This window comes from Algoriphagus antarcticus (genome assembly GCF_002150685.1).
GTDB lineage: Bacteria > Bacteroidota > Bacteroidia > Cytophagales > Cyclobacteriaceae > Algoriphagus > Algoriphagus antarcticus.
Window position 1 is genome coordinate 62570 of sequence record NZ_MSSW01000007.1, and the last position, 19666, is coordinate 82235.

At 41.0% G+C, this 19666-nt stretch carries 22 protein-coding genes; 20 read left to right on the forward strand and 2 right to left on the reverse strand.

Annotation, left to right across the window (positions count from 1 at the left end; translation table 11 throughout):
* Window positions 1-97 precede the first annotated feature (97 nt).
* The 10 genes from BVH04_RS04000 (at window position 98) to BVH04_RS04045 (ending at window position 7479) form a co-directional block, all read left to right on the forward strand.
* The gene (locus BVH04_RS04000; protein ID WP_086540038.1) at window positions 98-1198 is read left to right on the forward strand and encodes a Glu/Leu/Phe/Val dehydrogenase dimerization domain-containing protein; all 1101 of its coding nucleotides are present in this window, start codon (window positions 98-100) and stop codon (window positions 1196-1198) included.
* 115 nt (window positions 1199-1313) lie between these two features.
* A complete protein-coding gene (gene nusB, locus BVH04_RS04005) occupies window positions 1314-2498 on the forward strand; it encodes a transcription antitermination factor NusB (protein WP_086540039.1) in 1185 nt (394 codons plus the stop codon).
* A 7-nt stretch (window positions 2499-2505) separates the two neighbouring features.
* Window positions 2506-2808: a YtxH domain-containing protein gene (locus BVH04_RS04010; protein WP_086540040.1), complete on the forward strand. Its 303-nt coding sequence runs from the start codon at window positions 2506-2508 to the stop codon at window positions 2806-2808.
* Between the two features lie 3 nt (window positions 2809-2811).
* Window positions 2812-3354 carry a DUF1573 domain-containing protein gene (locus BVH04_RS04015; protein ID WP_086540041.1) on the forward strand — a complete coding sequence of 181 codons (543 nt, stop codon included), beginning with the start codon at window positions 2812-2814 and terminating at the stop codon, window positions 3352-3354.
* Between the two features lie 2 nt (window positions 3355-3356).
* Complete coding sequence (gene yajC, locus BVH04_RS04020) at window positions 3357-3674, forward strand: preprotein translocase subunit YajC (protein ID WP_086540042.1); 318 nt, start codon at window positions 3357-3359, stop codon at window positions 3672-3674.
* A gap of 8 nt (window positions 3675-3682) precedes the next feature.
* Window positions 3683-4648 carry a YbbR-like domain-containing protein gene (locus BVH04_RS04025; RefSeq protein ID WP_086540043.1) on the forward strand — a complete coding sequence of 322 codons (966 nt, stop codon included), beginning with the start codon at window positions 3683-3685 and terminating at the stop codon, window positions 4646-4648.
* A complete protein-coding gene (gene coaE, locus BVH04_RS04030; RefSeq protein WP_086540044.1) occupies window positions 4641-5246 on the forward strand; it encodes a dephospho-CoA kinase in 606 nt (201 codons plus the stop codon). Before BVH04_RS04025 ends, coaE begins: the two co-directional genes overlap by 8 nt.
* Before the next feature lie 76 nt (window positions 5247-5322).
* The gene (locus tag BVH04_RS04035; RefSeq protein ID WP_086540045.1) at window positions 5323-6204 is read left to right on the forward strand and encodes a bestrophin family protein; all 882 of its coding nucleotides are present in this window, start codon (window positions 5323-5325) and stop codon (window positions 6202-6204) included.
* A gap of 119 nt (window positions 6205-6323) precedes the next feature.
* Window positions 6324-7118 carry a HipA family kinase gene (locus BVH04_RS04040; RefSeq protein WP_086540046.1) on the forward strand — a complete coding sequence of 265 codons (795 nt, stop codon included), beginning with the start codon at window positions 6324-6326 and terminating at the stop codon, window positions 7116-7118.
* Window positions 7096-7479: a DUF3037 domain-containing protein gene (locus BVH04_RS04045; protein WP_086540047.1), complete on the forward strand. Its 384-nt coding sequence runs from the start codon at window positions 7096-7098 to the stop codon at window positions 7477-7479. Before BVH04_RS04040 ends, BVH04_RS04045 begins: the two co-directional genes overlap by 23 nt.
* A 58-nt stretch (window positions 7480-7537) precedes the next feature.
* Here the strand turns inward: BVH04_RS04045 and serS are convergent, their stop codons facing one another.
* Both serS and BVH04_RS04055 read right to left on the reverse strand, forming a co-directional pair.
* Complete coding sequence (gene serS / locus BVH04_RS04050; protein WP_086540048.1) at window positions 7538-8812, reverse strand: serine--tRNA ligase; 1275 nt, start codon at window positions 8810-8812, stop codon at window positions 7538-7540.
* 38 nt (window positions 8813-8850) lie between these two features.
* Entirely contained in the window at window positions 8851-9618 is a 768-nt protein-coding gene (locus tag BVH04_RS04055) for a hypothetical protein (RefSeq protein ID WP_086540049.1), read from the reverse strand.
* Between the two features lie 74 nt (window positions 9619-9692).
* Here BVH04_RS04055 and BVH04_RS04060 point away from each other — a divergent pair, with 74 nt between their 5' ends.
* The 10 genes from BVH04_RS04060 to trxA all read left to right on the forward strand — a co-directional run bounded on the left by BVH04_RS04060 (window position 9693) and on the right by trxA (window position 19650).
* Window positions 9693-10670: an isopenicillin N synthase family dioxygenase gene (locus tag BVH04_RS04060; RefSeq protein WP_086540050.1), complete on the forward strand. Its 978-nt coding sequence runs from the start codon at window positions 9693-9695 to the stop codon at window positions 10668-10670.
* A 3-nt stretch (window positions 10671-10673) separates the two neighbouring features.
* Window positions 10674-11873: a chromate efflux transporter gene (chrA, locus tag BVH04_RS04065; protein WP_086540051.1), complete on the forward strand. Its 1200-nt coding sequence runs from the start codon at window positions 10674-10676 to the stop codon at window positions 11871-11873.
* Between the two features lie 92 nt (window positions 11874-11965).
* Window positions 11966-12631, forward strand: a complete 666-nt coding sequence (locus tag BVH04_RS04070) for a CBS domain-containing protein (RefSeq protein WP_086540052.1) — start codon at window positions 11966-11968, stop codon at window positions 12629-12631.
* A 3-nt stretch (window positions 12632-12634) separates the two neighbouring features.
* A complete protein-coding gene (locus BVH04_RS04075; RefSeq protein ID WP_086540053.1) occupies window positions 12635-13510 on the forward strand; it encodes an NAD kinase in 876 nt (291 codons plus the stop codon).
* Window positions 13511-13617: 107 nt separating this feature from the next.
* Window positions 13618-14367, forward strand: coding sequence for a type IX secretion system protein PorG (porG, locus tag BVH04_RS04080; RefSeq protein WP_086540054.1), 750 nt, complete (start codon window positions 13618-13620; stop codon window positions 14365-14367).
* Window positions 14368-14450: 83 nt separating this feature from the next.
* Window positions 14451-15182 (forward strand): isoprenyl transferase, encoded by a 732-nt coding sequence (locus BVH04_RS04085; RefSeq protein WP_086540128.1) that lies wholly within the window; start codon window positions 14451-14453, stop codon window positions 15180-15182.
* 13 nt (window positions 15183-15195) lie between these two features.
* Entirely contained in the window at window positions 15196-17892 is a 2697-nt protein-coding gene (locus BVH04_RS04090; protein WP_086540055.1) for a BamA/OMP85 family outer membrane protein, read from the forward strand.
* A 92-nt stretch (window positions 17893-17984) separates the two neighbouring features.
* The gene (locus BVH04_RS04095; RefSeq protein ID WP_086540056.1) at window positions 17985-18515 is read left to right on the forward strand and encodes an OmpH family outer membrane protein; all 531 of its coding nucleotides are present in this window, start codon (window positions 17985-17987) and stop codon (window positions 18513-18515) included.
* 15 nt (window positions 18516-18530) lie between these two features.
* Window positions 18531-19079 carry an OmpH family outer membrane protein gene (locus BVH04_RS04100; protein ID WP_086540057.1) on the forward strand — a complete coding sequence of 183 codons (549 nt, stop codon included), beginning with the start codon at window positions 18531-18533 and terminating at the stop codon, window positions 19077-19079.
* A gap of 265 nt (window positions 19080-19344) precedes the next feature.
* Window positions 19345-19650, forward strand: coding sequence for a thioredoxin (gene trxA / locus BVH04_RS04105; RefSeq protein WP_086540058.1), 306 nt, complete (start codon window positions 19345-19347; stop codon window positions 19648-19650).
* Window positions 19651-19666 lie beyond the last annotated feature (16 nt).

Here is a 19666-nt window from a genome sequence, read left to right on the forward strand (position 1 = left end):
TTAATCCTTTGAAGGCCAATAAAAGTATTTAATTTTGTATCGGCTATTATTCGTCAGGATTACCCAAATATAACACATTCTAAAAAGCTAAGTTCACATGTTAGAGATTAAAGCAACCGAAACAGTACGTGAAGGTTCAATCTTTGGCCAAATCACCACGATGGATCACGAGCAACTAGTGATCTGTCATGATGAAGCAACCGGCCTAAAGGCATTGATCGCAATTCACAACACCACCTTGGGGCCTGCATTGGGTGGGACCCGCATGTGGCCTTATGCTTCTGAAGAAGAAGCGATTACGGATGTTCTTCGGCTTTCCAGAGGAATGACATTCAAAAACGCTTTAGCCGGACTTAATCTCGGCGGTGGTAAAGCCGTGATTTTGGGTGATCCAAAATTAAAAAATGAAGCTTTCCTCAGACGTTTCGGGAGATTTGTTCAGAGTCTTGGCGGAAGATATGTCACAGCTGAAGACGTCAACATGAACACTTCTGACATGGAGCTGATTGGATTGGAAACGCGCCATGTGACTGGACTTCCTGAGATCAAAGGCGGCGGTGGAGATCCTTCGCCAGTGACAGCCTATGGCGTGTATATGGGCATGAAGGCCGCTGCAAAGAAAGCATTTGGCTTAGAGTCTTTGGAAGGGAAAATAATCGGTGTCCAAGGGGTGGGCCAAGTAGGCAAATACTTGATAGAGCATTTGGTGAAAGAAGGTGCCAATGTGTTGGTGACTGATATTTTCGAAGACAAACTAAAGGCTGTCGCAAAAGCTACAGGCGCTCAGGTAGTCGATGCAAATGTGATCTATGATCTGGAAATGGACATCTTTTCTCCATGTGCGCTAGGTGCTACTATCAATGATCAGACCATAGACCGTTTGAAATGTGCTGTGATCGCTGGAGGTGCTAACAACCAATTGAAAGACGAAGCTAAGCATGGTAGAATATTGGTAAAAAAAGGAATCGTGTATGCACCAGACTTCCTGATCAATGCTGGTGGCGTCATCAATGTAGGTGCTGAGTACTTAGGCGGCTACAATAGAGAGACCGTTTACAAGCAAACAGAGAAAATCTACGACACCTGTTTGGGTATTTTGAATAAATCTGAAAAGGAAAATATCCCGGCTCAGCAAGCTGCTATCGAGACAGCAAAAGCTAGAATTGAAGCTATCGGAAGAGTGAAGCTTTCTTTCTAATCAATCAAACATCCTCATCAAAACCACCGCGAAAGGCTTCCGGTGGTTTTTTTGTCTAACACCACTAGGTAATAGCCCCATCAAATTACCTATATTTGCAACTCATTTCGAAGACATGCTAAACAGAAGAATACTAAGAGTAAAGGCTTTTCAAAACCTATATGCATACGAGCAGTGCAAAGGGTCCAACCTCAACCTTTCGAAAGATTTTATCCGCGCGTCATTTTTACCGGATTTGAATAGCATGGAGGTGCAAGATAAAACCGCACTTAACAAAGAAGCTGAGGAAGCAATTAAGCTTTTCAAACTTAATCTTACTTCCAGAGATCTACTCAAGTCGAGTGATGCAAGTCCTAAGGTGAAACAGGTGGTTTTGGATGCTTTGAAAAAATTTCATGAAGCAAACGAAAAGGATCACCAGTTTCTGCTAAAAAATATGGTGGTATCTGCCGAGCGCATTCCTCAGTTGTATTTATTAGCTATTGAGCTTTTACAGGCTTTTGCAAAGCATGTAGAAAAAGAGATTGAGAAGAAGAAGAGGTTTGCGGGTAATAATCCAGTTGGTTTTGGGAATGAACTGAATTTCCCAAACAATCAAGTACTGGCATCTCTCCGCGAATCCGATTATTATAGAGCAGCTATTGCTAGAAACAATGTGAATCTGGATGATGTAGAGCTGGAAATCAAAGAATGGTTTAGAGACTACGTGAAGCCCTCGGAGCAATATCAAGCTTACCTGCAATTGGAGAGTCCTACGATGGCGCAGGATTTTGACTTAGTGGATGATTTGCTGAAAAAAGTCCTTTTCAAGAATGAAGTGGTCTTGAATTTCTTCTCTGAAAAAGACTTGAACTGGACAGAGGACAAATCAGTGGTGAGAAGCTTAGCTTCCAAGGTTTTAAAAAATGCAGCCAATCTCAATGAGGAAAATGAAAGCGAAATGCCTGAGATTGCGATGAACTGGGAAGAGGATAAGGAGTTCTTTCAAAATATCTTTAACTTCACCATTGAAAATGATGCCAGCAGCAAGGCTCTTATCACTTCAAAAACTAAAAACTGGGATATTGACAGACTAGCTTTTACAGATAAAGTGATTATCTCCATGGCAGTTGCGGAAATGAAAAATTTCCCAAGCATCCCTGTTAAAGTAAGTATAAACGAGTATATAGATATCTCTAAAACCTACAGCACACCGAAAAGCAAGGAATTTGTCAACGGTTTGTTGGATGTAATGGCAAAAGAGTTAACCGAAAACGGAGAAATCCGTAAGAGCGGTAGAGGCCTTTTGGACAATAAATAAAATAACTATGAGCAAGAGCAGTAACACACTCATCGCATTCCTAATCGGTGCAAGCGCGGGCGCAGCACTTGGGGTACTTTTTGCACCTGATACCGGTACAAACACCCGCGATCGACTTACCTTCAAACTTTCCAAATATAAGAAAGAGCTGGAAGAGTTGATTGACGACCTAGTAGATGGAAAAGAGATGCACTTAAACGAGGCAAAGACCGAGGGTAAGCGAGTAATCTCCGAAGCAAAAAACAAAGCAGAAAACCTGCTTAGTGACGTTAATAAATTAATAGATCAAATCAATCAAGGAAATAATTAATCTATGAAAATCAACGTAATGAATATGACGGTCTGTGCTGTCATGCTTGCATTGGGAACTTCCTGTAACCAAAAAAGTGAACAGGATGCCAAGATTCAGGCTCTTGAAGATAAAATCGCTCAATTAGAAACAAGTAACACTGCCGTAACCCCTGTCAATGCACAAGCTACTCAGGTGGCTGATGCGGCTACTTTGGGTTCATTTGAGTTTCCAGCGATTGAACATGATTTTGGGATTATCAAGGAAGGTGAAGTTATAGAGCATCTATTCAAATTCACTAATAATGGCCAAGCGCCATTAGTAATATCTAACATCACAGCTTCCTGTGGTTGTACCAGCCCTGATTGGACAAAAGCTCCGGTAAAACCAGGTGAAGAGGGATTTGTGAAAGTAGTATTTAATTCTTCCGCAAAGTCTGGCGCTCAAGCTCCTACTGTGAGTATTCAAGCTAATACTAATCCTAGCGTTACTAGACTGAGATTGAAAGGCACAGTAACTCCAAAAATTGCAGGCGCGGCCGCATCAGTTGGCCCGGTTAAACGATAATTATGATTTCTACAGTATTAGCTCAAGCTGCTGGAGGTGGTAGCGGAATTTTAGGACAAGTTTTCCTATTTGGTTCTATCATTTTGATTATGTATTTCTTCATGATCAGACCTCAGCAAAAGAAACAAAAGGAAAGCAAGAAATTTATAGAAGAAATAAAAAAAGGAGATGAAGTAGTGACTATCGGTGGACTTCATGGCAAAGTAAGTTCTGTTGAGGGCGATGCCGTAATGCTAGAACTTGATAGAGGCCTTAAAGTTAAAGTGGAAAAATCTGCCATTTCTCTTGATTTCTCTAAGAAGACAGAAACAAAAAAATAAATTGAATTTTGCCGGAAACTAAAAAAGCCTCCAACAGGTTTTCTCCCAAAAAACTCTCTAATCTAAAAGTGGTAGTTCTCTGCATTGCAGCAGCTACCACTTTTTGGATTTTAAACGCCCTGAATAAGGACGATTACAACACTATTGTCGATTTCCCAGTAGAAATAATTTATGACCAAAATGAGTTCGTAGCGGTAGCCAGTCTACCAAAAACTCTGGAAATAGAAATCGCTGGAAATGGCTGGGATCTGCTGAGGAAGTACTTCAATTTCAACAACGATTCTTACCAAGTAGAACTCAACAATCCTGCCTCCACTAATTACATTCTTACTGCAGATCTGAAAAGATCTCTAGGAGATTTCCTTTCTCCTACCCAGCTCGTTTCAGTGCTAAAAGACTCCCTAAAGTTTAACATTGATAAAATCACAACCGTCAAATTGAAACCAGTCCTGGACTCAATGAGCTTCTCTATGGCAAAGAACTTCAGGATTATTGATCAGATTTCTTTTAGCCCTGAGTCCATCACCCTGAGAGGCCCTAGTTCAATGCTAGACAGCCTCACCGGAAGCTTCCGAATCTTTCTTGACGAAAGCCGCATAAACAAATCGATTGACAAAGAAATCTCTCTTGCGGAACCTGAAGCCTGGGGTGAACTGGTACAAATAGAGGAGGAAGAAATAAATGTGAAATTTGAAGTAATTGAATTTCTTGAAGGAAATAAAAGGCTAAAGATCAAAAAAATAAATTTCCCGAAATCTGTCTCCTTAGCGAATGAAGATGTGACAATTATGATATCGTATCTAGTAGATCAGCGAAAATCATCTGAATTAAAGGAGTTAGAATTCGAAGCTGTTTTGGATTATTACAAAAGAAACAAGGAAGACAGTACGCTTACCGTACAAGTGAAGCCAAAGCCAGCTTACCTCGAAAAAGTGGTGGCCGTACCCGCAATTCTAAAGCTAAAATATGAGTAATCGCACTCCGGTTTTAGTGGGTATTACTGGGGGAATCGGATCGGGTAAATCCACTGTGGCAAAGATTTTTTCCATACTCGGTATTCCCATCTATTTTGCCGATGACCGGGCAAAATGGCTAATGGTTAATGATGAAATCCTTAAAAAACAGCTTATAGAGGCATTTGGATCTGAGTCTTATGATTCTGAGGGAAAATTGGACAGAAGCTTTCTGGCAAAGGAGGTCTTCTCCGATCCTGAGAAGGTCAAGACTGTTAACTCCCTTGTTCATCCTGCTGTTGGGAGGGATTTTTCTGATTGGGCATCTACCCAAAACACTCCCTATGTATTAAAAGAAGCGGCTTTGATCTTTGAGACAGGAAATAATAAAGCCCTTGATTTTGTAATCAATGTGAGTTCGCCTCTGAAAGTCCGCATCGCAAGAACGCTGATGAGAGATTCTTTTCGCTCTGAAGAGCAGGTGAATCAAATCATCAATCAGCAACTTCCAGACGAGCAAAAAAACGAATTAGCAGATTTTGTAATTAAGAATACAGACAACAAACTTTTGATTCCGCAGGTTTTGAAAATTCATCAGCAACTAATCTCTGATAAATAGGCTTTTCAAGCTTGTGATAAAAGCAGCGTAATTCTTATTTTCCTTCTTTCAGCAAAAAAACACTTTTCAATACTTTATGAAAGGATACAATCCCAAGGAATGGTTTAAGGTAATATTTTTGATCCAAAAATCTGACACGCTAATCAAGCTTGGCCCATTTATGCTCATTATTTTTATCTACTCCCTAGGTATTGCATGGCTGGAAATGGACTATCTAAAAATCGGAGAGAATAGCTGGGTGCAGAATATCCCTATCATGCACAGCTTATTGAGCTTTGTGATTTCACTCTTATTGGTTTTTCGGACGAATACCGCTTACGACAGATGGTGGGAAGGACGAAAACTTTGGGGTCAATTGGTGAATACTAGCAGAAATCTCGCACTCAAACTAGCGGGAATTCTAGATAATTCAGATGAAGAATCAAGAAAATTTTTTAGAAGAACTATCCCCATTTATGCATTTGCACTGAAAGAGCATTTACAATCCAAAGTGACCCTCTATATGCTGGATGATAAGGAAGATGAGGAGATAAAGCCAGAAATCGACCCAGAAAAACATGTTCCCAATCAAGTCGCTAAATTACTATTTGCCAAGGTAAATGACCTATATAAAGCTAGGCAAATCACCGGCGACCAATTGATCGTACTGAATCAAGAGTTGATGTCTTTCACAGATATCTGTGGCGCTTGTGAACGGATAAAGAACACGCCGATTCCGTATTCCTACAGCTCATTTATAAAAAAATTTATTTTGGCTTATATTGCTACTTTGCCGCTAGGCTATGTGTTTTCATTGGGATATTATGCCGCTCCCATCGTGACTTTCATTTTTTACGTTTTGGCCAGTTTGGAATTGATTGCCGAAGAAATAGAAGAGCCCTTTGGCACAGATGAGAATGACTTGCCGATGGGGAAATTATCGGAAAACATCCAAAAGCACGTAGAAGAATTAATCTGAATACGCTAACAACCTCGCAACAATTTTGATAGCTGAGATATTGTTCGGTATTTCAGTCCGGAATCTTGTCGTTCAGACACTTTTTCTTTGCAGACCATCCCGTCTCAAATAGAAATCTAATGGATGAAAAACTAAATCTACGCACGGTAAACGTGACCCGTTATATCTTACCTCTACGGGAAGGTGGCTCTTTGCCTGCTCTTGCAGACGCAGATGATGGGTTCAAATATGTGCTGAAATTCCGCGGAGCTGGCCAGCGAGAAAAGGCACTTATCGCAGAACTGCTGGGAGGAGAAATCGCAAGAGCCTTGGGATTGAAAGTACCTGAATTAGTATTTGCGAATTTAGATCCTGCTTTTGGCAGATCTGAGGGAGACGAAGAAATCCAAGATCTACTGAAAGGAAGTCAAGGGCTAAATCTTGCATTGCATTTCTTATCCAGTGCCATGAATTACGATCCAGTTGCAATGAGCACAGATCCGCATATGGCTTCGAAAATTGTTTGGCTGGACATGTTTATTACGAATGTGGATCGGACGTTTCGAAATACGAATATGCTTCTTTGGAATCGAGAGCTATGGTTGATCGATCATGGCGCTTCATTTTTATTTCAGCATGCTTGGGTCAATTGGAAGAAAAATGCCGAAGGTCCATTTCCGATTATCAAAAACCATGTGCTGCTTCCCCTAGCTTCCGAGCTTGAAGTCGTGAATGAAGCCTTTAAAAAGATTTTGACACCAGAAAAAATCAAAGCAATCGTAAATACAATTCCCGAAGAGTGGCTATTAGCTGGCGGCGACTCCGAGGATGCAACCGAGATTCGGCAGGTTTATCAAAACTTCCTGGATCTCCGCCTTTCCTATTCAGATCAATTCATAAAAGACGCTCAAGATGCAAGAACAGCACTTATATGAATATGCGATCATTCGCGTAGTCCCGCGGGTGGAGCGAGAAGAATTCATCAATGTCGGGGTAGTAATTTGTCATTGGAAAAGAGACTTTCTTGCGTGCAAGCTTCATCTGGATTCCAGGAAATTACTCATGCTTGACCCACTTGCTGATGTGGAAATGATCCAGCTGAATCTGGCTTCTTTCCAAAAAATATGCACTGGCTCGGTCAATGGAGGCAATATCGCTTCTATGGATTTAGCTTCAAGGTTCAGATGGCTCACGGCAGTGCGAAGCTCCATTATCCAGACTTCCCGTCCACATTCAGGCTATGCAGAAGATCTGGAAAAAACCCTAGAAAGACTTTTTGAAGAAAATGTAGGATAGCCTAAAAGCAAAAAAGCGTAAAGAATTTATCTTCACGCTTTTTTTATAGTCCTATTTCTTAAGAAATCATATCAAATCCCAAGTACCGATGAAGCACCTTCGGCATGTTGATACCATCAGGTGTCTGATTGTTTTCTAAGATAGCAGCAACTATTCTAGGCAAAGCCAAAGCACTTCCGTTTAACGAATGTGCAAGTTGAATTTTCTTGTCCTCGCCTCTGAAACGCAACTTCAATCGATTAGACTGGTAAGTTTCAAAGTTGGAAACAGAACTCACTTCTAGCCACCTTTCTTGCCCAGCAGAAAATACTTCCATGTCGTAGGTCAGCGCAGAAGTAAAGCCCATATCACCTCCACACAGCCTTAGTACTCGATAAGGCAATTCAAGCTTTTGTAAAAGTCCTTGCACATAGCTGCTCATACTTTCCAAAGTTTCATAGGATTTATCAGGATGGGTGATCTGTACTATCTCCACTTTGTCAAACTGATGAAGTCTGTTCAATCCTCTCACATGAGCGCCCCAGCTTCCAGCTTCCCTACGAAAACACGGTGAATGACCCACATTTTTGATTGGCAGATCACTTTCAGAAAGAATCACATCGCGGTAGATATTCGTAATTGGTACTTCCCCAGTTGGAATTAAGTACAACTTATCAGCATCAGCAAAATACATTTGCCCTTCTTTATCCGGTAGTTGGCCAGTGCCATAGCCAGAATCTTCATTCACCAAAATTGGTGGCTGGATCTCATAGTAGCCTTGAGCCAGCGCTTCGTCCAAAAAGAAATTAATCAGTGCTCGCTGAAGCCTTGCCCCTTTTCCTTTGTACACCGGAAATCCAGCTCCGGTGATCTTGACTCCAAGGTCAAAATCGATTATATCATATTTCTTAATCAAGTCCCAGTGAGGAAGTTTGTCCGCATGTAGTGTAGGGATCACTCCATTTTCCAGCACCACTTCATTATCATCGGCTGTTTTACCTGCTGGTACAGAAATATGAGGAACGTTTGGAATAGTATAAAGCAAGGCTTTCAAATCGGCCTCAGCCTTTATATTATATTCTTCATACCTTTTTATGCGTTCCTTTATATCAGCTGACCTTACCTTTATGACATCGGATACTTCCTTTTTTCCTTCTTTCATTAGCTGTCCAATTTCTCTTGAAATTGAGTTTCCTTCAGCCTTAAAATCATCCTTTTGGAATTGATAGTGTTTCCTTAAATCGTCTAAATCGATAACTGTTTTTAAAACCGTTTCAACATGTGGGAAATTTCTTTTTTGAAGTCCGGTAAGTACACCGGAGTAGTTTTCTCGAATCTGATTAACTAAAAGCATCTTAAAATCTTTGAAATTGAAGTTCAAAGATAAGCATGTTAGCGAACAATGATGTCTTTACTCACAGTTGAAAATGGCCCATCCAGCTCCTGTCCATCTGAGCGAAGCAAGCTCACTTTCACTTGATAAGCGCCTGCAGGAAGATTTTCTATCCTGACTGGAGCCATGTGATCAATTTCATAACGCAGGTCATTCACCTCAATTGCCACTTTCAAACCATCCAACTTCATATCACCTCCAACAACCAAAAAATCAATAATCACTTCGCTGCCAACCTCATAAAGCTGATCAGAACGAGGAAAATTTAACGCTAGATAAGGCTCTGCTGAATACGGAAAAGGACTAGAATTCCCAACCTGAAAATCTCTATCCACATAATTCCCGAAATTCTTCAATGCCAACCCTTCCTCGTCTACCAAGTATGCGACAACCCGGTAGCTTCCTACAGTAAGATCCCGTTGAAAAATTGGTGAATAAAAACCTGCCGGATCTCCTCCATTTAAAATATTGAAAAGCTTAAATTCCTTTGTTGCATTCAGGTCGAAGGGGAAATTCTTGACATTAAACTCAAAGGGCACCTTTCCGGGCTTGAAGATTTGATTTCCTAAGGGAGTGTATAATTCAAGAATGGCGTCTGGATAGGAAGCTTGGTCCTCATACTGAAAGAATTTCACTTTTGGGGAAGCAGCCTCTTCAGCATCTTGGCTTGGAGGCATTACTACTACTTCCTCGTTCACTCGCTGTTTTTCGGAAGAACAAGCTGAGAAAAGACAAATCAAAAGGAGTAAAGTCAGGATTTTATTCATACAGCATGTAAATTGAGATTAAAGATATTTAATTTTAAAGATAAATTAGACTTTAAACTATAATACATCCAGATATGGAAATTCTATTTGATGAGATCCCAAGTTTAGATTTAGCTCATTTCACTGCTGGTACCCCAGCACAAAAGGCAGCCTTTGTGCAGAAGCTTGGAGAAGCCTATCAGAACATTGGCTTTGTGGCCATCAAAAACCATGGCTTGTCCCAAGATCTCCAGGAAAGACTCTATGGATCTATCAAAGACTTCTTCGAGCTAACGGATGATATCAAGTCCAACTACGAGAAACCAGAGATCGGATTTCAACGGGGCTACACAGGAAAGGGAAAAGAACATGCCAAAGGCAGAAACACCGGTGATTTAAAGGAATTCTATCATGTAGGACAAGAACTCAGCCGAATTCCGGATACTGATCCAATCAAGTCAGAATATCCTCCAAACATCTGGCCCTCGGAGCTGCCTGAATTTCAAAACGATGCAAACGAAGCTTATCGAACTCTGGAGAGTGCAGGCAAATCCATGCTTCAAGCTATCGCGCTTTCATTGGATTTGGAGGAAGATTATTTCGAAGATAAAGTCGCTCATGGAAATTCCATATTAAGACAAATTCATTATTTCCCAATCGAAAATCCAGATGAAGTGCCTGCTGATGCAGTAAGAGCAGCTGAGCATGGAGACATTAATTTGATCACTTTACTAATGGGCGCAAGTGCAGATGGACTTCAAGTATTGAGAAGAGATGGAAAATGGATACCAATTACCGCATTGCCAGATCAACTGGTAGTGAATGTAGGTGACATGCTGGAGCGATTGACGAATAAAAAATTGAAGTCCACCATTCATCGTGTGGTGAATCCACCTCGAGAGAAGATGCATACCAGCAGATATTCTATTCCTTTCTTTATGCATCCCCGCTCCAAAATGGATCTCACTTGCCTTGAAAGCTGCGTAGATTCTGATCATCCAAAACAATTTGAAGATACTACTGCGGGTGAATTCCTAGAAGAACGCCTTCGCGAACTTGGACTGAGAAAATAGGGGATGTCGGTAAAGCAGGTCCGATACTATCTTTTTTTGAAAGACATTTTTACTCTTTCTCTTACCGCATTTGGCGGCCCGCAAGCATTTCTTGCGATGCTACTGGAGCGAATGGTAAACAGGAGAGCCTATATTCTGGAGGATGAGCTATGGGAGCTTAATGCACTTTGCAATATGCTGCCTGGCCCATCTTCTACTCAACTTATATGCGCGATTGCCTACCGGGTTGGCGGCCCAAACTTGGCCTATCTTGCGCTAATAGTCTGGATTTTGCCAGCTACGCTTCTCATGATTTTCGCGGCAATGCTGATTTATTTTCTTCAGGAAAATACGCCTGGGGCATTGGATTTCGCACGATTTATCCAACCCATGGCGATTGGATTTATCATTTTTGCTGCGCAAAAAATAATCGGCAAAACGATCAAAACTACCGAAGCAATGGTTCTAGTCTTGATTTCAGCCTTCGTTTCATTCTTCTACAGTTCACCCTATATCTTCCCGGTTCTATTGATTATAGGAGGATTAAGCACCTCTATCAAATACAAGCAGCAACCTAAGCTGGAAAAAGATGCGCCACTAAAAATCGAATGGGCCAACTTCTACCTCTGGGGTGGAGTGCTAATAACGGCAGCGGTGTTGGGTGCTGTCACTAAATATCAACCTATCATCCTTTTCGAGAACTTCTACAGAAACGGATCCTTGATTTTCGGTGGTGGTCAAGTGCTTGTTCCTTATTTATATACTGAATTTGTTGACTTCAAACACTTCCTGAGCTCAGAGGAGTTCCTTACCGGATACGCGATTTCTCAAGGTATCCCTGGCCCTACATTCAGTATTTCATCTTATGTGGGAGCTCTTTCTATGAAAGAATTCGGAACAGCAGGCTTTTTCATTGGAGGGTTTATAGCTGCTGCAGGAATTTTTCTTCCAGGAATATTCCTCATTTTCTTCGTAATCAGGTTTTGGGATCAATTGAAAAAATATCGACCGGTGCGAGCTGCTTTGGAAGGAATTAATGCAGTTTCATGCGGCATGCTAATCGCTGCAGCCTACTTGCTTTTTGAGCCCCTTGAGGCAAATGGCTTGAATATTTTGTTTATTCTCGCTACTTATGTACTGCTTCAGTTCACTAAAATCTCATCGCCGGTTATCATCGCCGGTGGCGTAATATTGGGGATTATTTACAATAATTTCTTTCTGTAAAACTGAAGAGCACCCTTTTAATTTCGCCCAAAAGGAACAAGATTAGGGACTGCGACGTTTTTAAATCTAAATTCATTCCCTATCTTACTTCTATGCACGCCTACGAATACATCAACAATCTGATCCCACCTTTGAAGCTTTCTGATAAAACGGGAATGGCTTTGGCATGGATGGAAGAAATCAGAACTGACGTACTCCCAGTTATTGATAAGGGTATTTTTCTGGGATTTATAAAAGAGGAAAGAATATTTGAGATCAATAATCCTGATACTTTAATTGGTGAAATAGAGCCTGAAAACCAAAACTGCTGGGTATTTTCTGACAAGCATATTTATGATGTGCTGCGCGTCAGTTCGGAGCAACATTCCAATATTGTGGCCGTGTTGGACAGAGAATTAAACTACTTGGGCATCGTGACGATGGAGGATTCTATCGCTGCATTTGCAGACAGTCTCTCTATAAAATCGCAGGGCAGTGTGTTGATATTATCTATTAGCATGACTGATTATAGTTTGGCAGAGATCGCCAGAATCATCGAATCGGAAAACACCAAAGTCCTGAGCTCATTCATTACAACTGATCCGTTGGATGACAGTAAAATCAAACTCACTTTAAAACTCGATCAACCTGAACTTCGACACATCAAAGCAACACTGGAACGATTCGGCTACAAAATCATAGATCATTATCAGGAAGAAAGTGGTGTCAGTAGCGAAGAGGACAGAATCGGTAACTTGCTTAGATTTTTAGATATTTAGGACATGAAAGTCGCCCTTCATGGCTTAGCGCTGAAAGCAGAATTGTTCTCGGACGTTCAGTCACTTTTCGCCGAACTTATCAAGCATCAATTCGAAATATTTGCCACCGAGCAATTTGATCGGCAATTGCGTATGCATGGCAATAAATCTTTGAATTATTGGGTACTGGAAAATCGAGAAGACATGGCCTCTATGGATTTTGTGATTTCTATAGGAGGAGATGGTACGTTACTTGATGCAGTGTGTCTTGTCGGCGAGCTCGAAATCCCGATTTTGGGACTCAATACCGGCAGGCTTGGCTTTTTGGCCACGGTAGCAACAGAAAAGATTTCGGATTCCATAGCAGATTTGGCAAATAACAATTATCAAATAGAATCAAGGACTTTGATTTCTCTTCAAAGTCATCGAAAGTTATTCAATGGCTTGAATTTCGGATTAAACGAATTCACCATTCATAAACGCGACACCTCGTCTATGATCACGGTTCATACCTATATTGACGGGAAATATCTCAACAGTTATTGGGCGGATGGGTTAATAGTCTCTACTCCTACTGGCTCTACAGGCTATTCGCTAAGTTGCGGAGGTCCATTAATTTCTCCAGAGGCTAAAAATTTGGTAATCACACCAGTAAGTCCGCACAATCTAAACGTGCGACCTATCATCGTTTCTGATGAAAGTGAGATCAGTTTTGAAATAGAGGGAAGGACAGAGAAATTCTTAATATCTTTGGATTCACGATCTACGTCAATTTCCTCGGAAGTGAAGCTAAGTGTGAAAAAGGAGAACTTTTCAGCAAAATTGGTAAAGTTGCCTCATTATCATTTCTTTGATACACTAAGACAAAAGCTAAATTGGGGTCTTGACATGAGAAACTGAATCAAAGTCCAATAATAGACTTAGCCAATTTGAGCTTAACAATTATTAACCCGCTAAATACTGAGATGCGTTTTTTAAACGTTAGGTACTTCATATCTTGCATCGTCTTGAAAAAGGTCAATTTTCAGATTTTCAATTACTTACTCGCATTTTCCATGCTTTTTCTGGGGTATTCCTCAGAAATACAAGCACAGAAATTCGATATCGGTGGAGGCATCGGAGTCGCTGCCTATTCAGGTGATATAATCAGAAAAATTGACCCGGGCCAATTAGGACCCCAAGTCACGTTGTTTGGCAGGAGAAATTTTGACAATGTGTGGGCACTGCGTGTCGGCATATCTGGAGGCATGCTCAATGGAGCAGATAGCATCAAACCTATTGATCAACTGGCAAAAGTCAGAGATGGTAGATTTAGAGCTGGAATAATGGAAGCTTCGGCGGTGATGGAATTTAATTTCCTGGATTACCTTTCTAGCAATTCCCAGTTCCGATTCTCACCTTATGCTTTCTTTGGTATTGGCTATACACTAGCTTTTGCAAAGGGCAACACCTTTGCTTATAACGTATCAACTAAATACAATTTGGGCACGGTAGTCATCCCCTTCGGCGGAGGCATCAAGTACCAGCTCGATGAACGCTGGACATTAGCAGCGGAATTAGGCTTTCGGCCAACCTTTACAGATTATTTAGACAAAATAGACAGTACTGAGCCATCAATTCCAAGGTTTCAGGATCCCAATAATCCTAATCAGCCTTTTGGAATTAACTTTGGTAATGCCTATGACAAGGATTGGTACCACTTCTTTGGAGTTACGATCAGCTATACACTCATGACTACCAAATGCTACGCATATTAATAAATCGGGCTCTAGGGCTAATATTTGGAAAAGAAATGGCATTTTTGTACCTCAAAAAAAGTAAGGGACCGGAGACGGCTGGAATGAAGGAAGTATCTGACAATAACAACATCCCAAAGCATATTGCGATTATCATGGACGGCAATGGACGCTGGGCCACGAAAAAGGGTGCTATGCGGATATTTGGTCATAAAAATGCCACTAAGGCAGTTAGAGAAGCCATAGAAGGTGCAGACAGTCTTGGAGTTAAATACCTGACTTTATTCTCGTTTTCTACGGAGAATTGGTCAAGACCGAAAGCCGAAGTTGACGGATTAATGGAACTTCTGGTGAAGACCATGTCTGACGAGGTCCCAATGCTAATGAATGGCAATTTCAAATTAGAAAGTATTGGAGATGTAGAAAGCTTACCAAAGTCAGCTTACAATACGCTGATGAAGGTAAAGGAAATAACCTCTAAAAATACCGGACTCAAAGTGATCTTGGCGCTAAGCTACAGCGGTCACTGGGAGCTCACTCATGCAGCTAAACACATTGCTCAAAAAGTCTCCGAAGGAAAATTGAATGTTGCCGATATTACAGAAAAAGTAATGGCTGAGCATCTGGCAACAGCCGACTATCCTGATCCTGAATTAATGATCAGAACTAGCGGTGAATATCGAATTAGCAATTTTCTCCTTTGGCAACTGGCCTACACAGAGTTGTATTTCACTCCTGTATTATGGCCGGATTTTAGAAGAGAGCACCTCTTTGCTGCAGTTTCTGACTACCATTCTCGGGAAAGGAGATTTGGCAAAACGGGTGAGCAAGTTTAATCTTAAGTAATTAATGAAAAAAAGTTTACTGATTCTGTTTTGTCTGGTTTGGGCAAGTTCAGCAATGGCGCAAATACGTTTGGGCCAAAGTCGCTATGCCTCAAGCAAGCCAATCGATATTTTGGAGCTGAATTACGCTAAGCCCCAAACCTATAGAATCGCAGAAATAAAAGCTGTGGGTCTTACTACCTTGGATGAAATCGCCATACTGTCCTTATCAGGATTGAAAGTGGATGATAAAATCGAGGTACCGGGAGACGCTATCTCCAATGCTTTGAAAAAGCTATGGGGACAAGGGATCATCGGAGATGTGAAAATCTTGGTGACAAAAATAGAAGGTGAAGACATTTCGCTACTTCTTGATTTGACCGAGAGACCAAGATTCTCCCGTGTTGAGTTCACCGGAATGAACAAAACTCAGGAAACTGAACTCAAAGAAAAAGTAAATATCAGAGGACGTGTAGTAAGGGACGATGTACTGAATAACGGCAAGAGGACTATTGAGAAATATTACTTGGATAAAGGCTTCATGAATGCTGATGTAAAAATCAGGCAGGAAAGAGATACTACACTACCCAATTCGGTGAAATTGATTTTCGACGTAGTGCAAAATTCTAAAGTTAGAATCAATGCCATCGAATTCTATGGCAACGAGGAGGTCACTGATTCCAAGCTGAAAAAGAAGCTTAAGAAGACTAAGGAACATGCACGAGTAAGCGTTTTTAAAGATGGATATTCCCGATTGACAGACGCATCAGCTACGGACATTAAGAATACCATACTGTACACGGACTCTGCTTCCAATGAAGATGTAAAAGATTACATCAATAAGAATTTTAAACTGAACTTCTTCAGCGGCTCTAAGTACATCCCTAGTGAATATAGAAATGACAAGGATAACGTAATTAACTTTTACCAGAGTAAAGGTTATCGCGATGCTAAAATCACAGCTGATTCGGTATATAACTACGGGAAGGATAAAATCAACATTGATATTGCGCTACAAGAAGGACAAAAATATTACTATAGAAACATCACTTTCAACGGTAACTATATCCACCCAGACCAAGTACTTCAAGCTAGGCTAGGTATTCAAAGAGGTGACGTTTACGATAAAGAAAAACTTGACAAACGTCTTAATTACGATCCTACTAAGGGAGATGACGTAAGCTCGCTCTATCAAAATGATGGCTACCTCTTTTTTGATATCGATCCTGTGGAAGTAAATGTTGCCGGAGATTCTATTGATCTGGAAATGAGGGTTTTTGAAGGCCCGCAAGTGACGGTAAACTCTGTCAATATCAAAGGAAATGATAGAACATCTGATCACGTAGTAATGCGTGAAATACGTATTCTACCAGGTCAAAAATTCAACAGAGAACTTCTAGTTCGTACCATTCGCGAACTTTCCACGTTGGGTTACTTTGACCCTGAAAAAATCAATCCTGATCTAAGACCGAATTTCGAAGCAGCAACAGTAGATATTACTTTTGAGCTAGAAGAAAGACCAAATGATCAGATTGAACTCTCTGGTGGTTGGGGAGGATTATTCGGTTTCGTAGGTACGGTGGGTCTTTCATTCAATAATTTCTCCATTAAGAATATCAAGGATTTCTCTAAGTGGGATCCACTTCCTGTAGGCGATGGACAGAAACTTTCACTAAGAGTACAGGCAAACGGTCAATCTTTCCAGAACTACTCTGTATCCTTGACAGAACCATGGTTTGGCGGCAAAAAGCCTAATGCATTGAGCTTTTCATTCAATCACTCAGTACAGCGTCAGCTTGATTTCCAAAATCAAAATAACTTTGGAAACGAGTTAGGATCCTTTAAGATCACGGGGGTGACCTTAGGTCTTGCTAAGAGAGTTACTTGGCCGGATGACAACTTCAGCATCAGTAACTCCTTGCAGTTCCAGGTTTATGATTTTGACCGTTTCGGTACTTCATTTGGCCTGAGCTATCCTACGGGAAAATCCAACAGTATCACCTGGAATACAACTATCGCCCGATACAACATTGACAATCCTACCTTCCCAAGATTTGGATCCAACATTATCCTATCCACAGCATTTACTCCTCCCTATTCTTCACTAAACAAGAATATAAATGAGGAATCAAGTGATGAGGAGAAATATAAGTGGTTAGAATACCACAAGTGGATGTTTGATGCATCGATATATACTCCCTTATTTGGCTCAACCAAATTGGTGGCTAGTGCACGAGCTCACATGGGATACTTAGGCTCTTATAGCCAAAAGAACGGAATCATTCCACTGGAAAGATTCGTAATGGGTGGTGATGGTATGAACATGAACAACTTTGCGTTGGGTCAGGAGATCATTGGTTTACGTGGCTACGAAAATCAGTCTATTACTCCAGGCGCCATTGGAAGAGGCCAACCTGGCTCAGATCCATTCGGAGGTGTTGTCTATAATAAATATGTGATGGAAGTGAGATACCTAATCTCTCCAAATCCTTCTGCAACGATCTTTGTACTTGGTTTTGCAGAGGCAGGAAACAACTGGGGGTCCTACAAGGATTTCAATCCATATGACCTAAAGAAATCTGCAGGTTTGGGCGCAAGAATCTTTATGCCGGCATTTGGTCTATTGGGTATTGATTGGGGCTATGGATTTGACAAAGCTCCTGGTGCGCTTCAGCGAGCTGGCTCACAATTCCACTTTACTATAGGCCAACAAATAAGATAAGTGTGGGTTTAGGATTGGGAATAGTTAATTTATGCAAAAAATGACGTTCTAAGAATGTTAAGAAATCAGGTCAATGTTAACTTCTAAGACTCATGAATAAATCACTGAAAATCGTATTTTTGTTGCTCTTTGTGCTCCAAACGGCACCTTTGGCAGCCCAGAAGATCGGATACATTGATTCGGAATATATTCTAAACAAGCATCCGGACTACAAAGTAATCCAGCAAGAGCTAGAGAACATAAGTTCCGAATGGAAGAAAGAGGCACAAAATTTGGACAAAGAGATTAAAGATCTTTCTGTCCAGCTAAAAGCAGAGGAAGTGCTCCTCACAGAAGAAATGTACCAGCAACGGCTGGAGGAAATTAAATTGAAACAAAAAGAATCCCAGGAATTCAATAGTAGGATTTTCGGAATCGACGGGCAGTATTTCCAAAAACAAGCGGAACTGATGCAGCCTTTACAATCCAAAATCTATGACGCTATTGAGCGAGTAACTCGAAGAAACAATCTAGGAATACTGTTTGATAAGGCAGCCGAACCATCGGCAATTATCTATACAGATCCCAGACACGACTATTCGGAGTTCGTCTTGGTGGAATTGGGAATTGAAGAAAACAAATAAAAAAGAAACACAGAAATGATGAAAGTAAAAGTTATCCTTTCCGCAGTAGCCTTGCTTTGCGTAGGATTCGCGGCTCAGGCTCAAGATGTCAAAATTGGTTATACCAATGTAGAATTTATCATGGATTTGATGCCAGAAATGGAGCAAATAGCTGCTGATGTTAAAGATTACGAAACTCAGCTTCAGACTACTTTGCAACTAAAAGCTGAAGATTTTCAGCGTCAGGTACAGGCTTATCAGCAAGCTGCTCAGACTATGACTGAAGAAGCTAGAGCTGCTAAGGAGAAAGAATTGACTGCCCTACAAGGCACCATGCAAAAAATGGAGTCTGATACTCAAGTCAGTTATCAGAGAAAACTAGGTGAGCTTCTTTCACCTGTTCAGACTAAGGTGATTAATGCAATTAATGCAGTGGCCGCTGAAAACAGCTACACGCATATCTTTGCTGAGTCAGCAGGACAGGCTCCTATCCTTCTTTATACTAAAGAAGAAGATAAATTCACTGAGCTAGTTTTAGCGAAGTTGGGTCTTGAGATGCCAGCTGCTCCAGCACCAACAAACTAATTAACTTATAGTAACTAAGAAGCCGCTAACTCGATATCGAATTAGCGGCTTTTTTTTGCGAAGGTCTTTTTTAACCGTGGAGACCACAGAGTTATTCACAGAGAGCGCAGGTCTTTAGCAGTATTTGCCATGTCAGACTAACGCTTACCTCCTGAAAGGAAGGGATTCTAAGTCCTAATACATAGCCCCCTGCAGCAACTATCTCCTACCATTGAAAACTCCTTACTTAAAACTTTCTACCTCGCTCCTAGTCTTATTTCAAAGCATGCCAAAAAAGAACCCAAAAGACATAATCAGTAAAAGCCAGGATGCTATACTCGTAGATTTCTATGCAGAATGGTGCGGTCCATGTCAGACGATGGATCCTATCATCGATGAAGTACTGACAGAATTAGGTGGGAAAATAAAACTGCTTAAAATCAACATTGATAAAAGTCCTCAGATGGCTCAACAATTTGCAGTGCGGTCTATCCCCAATTACATCCTCTTCAAGAAAGGTAAAATCCTCTGGAGAAAAGGCGGCTTGATTACGAAGCGGGATTTACATCAGGCGTTGAAAGGGTTTGTTTGAAAAATACTCAGTCCAG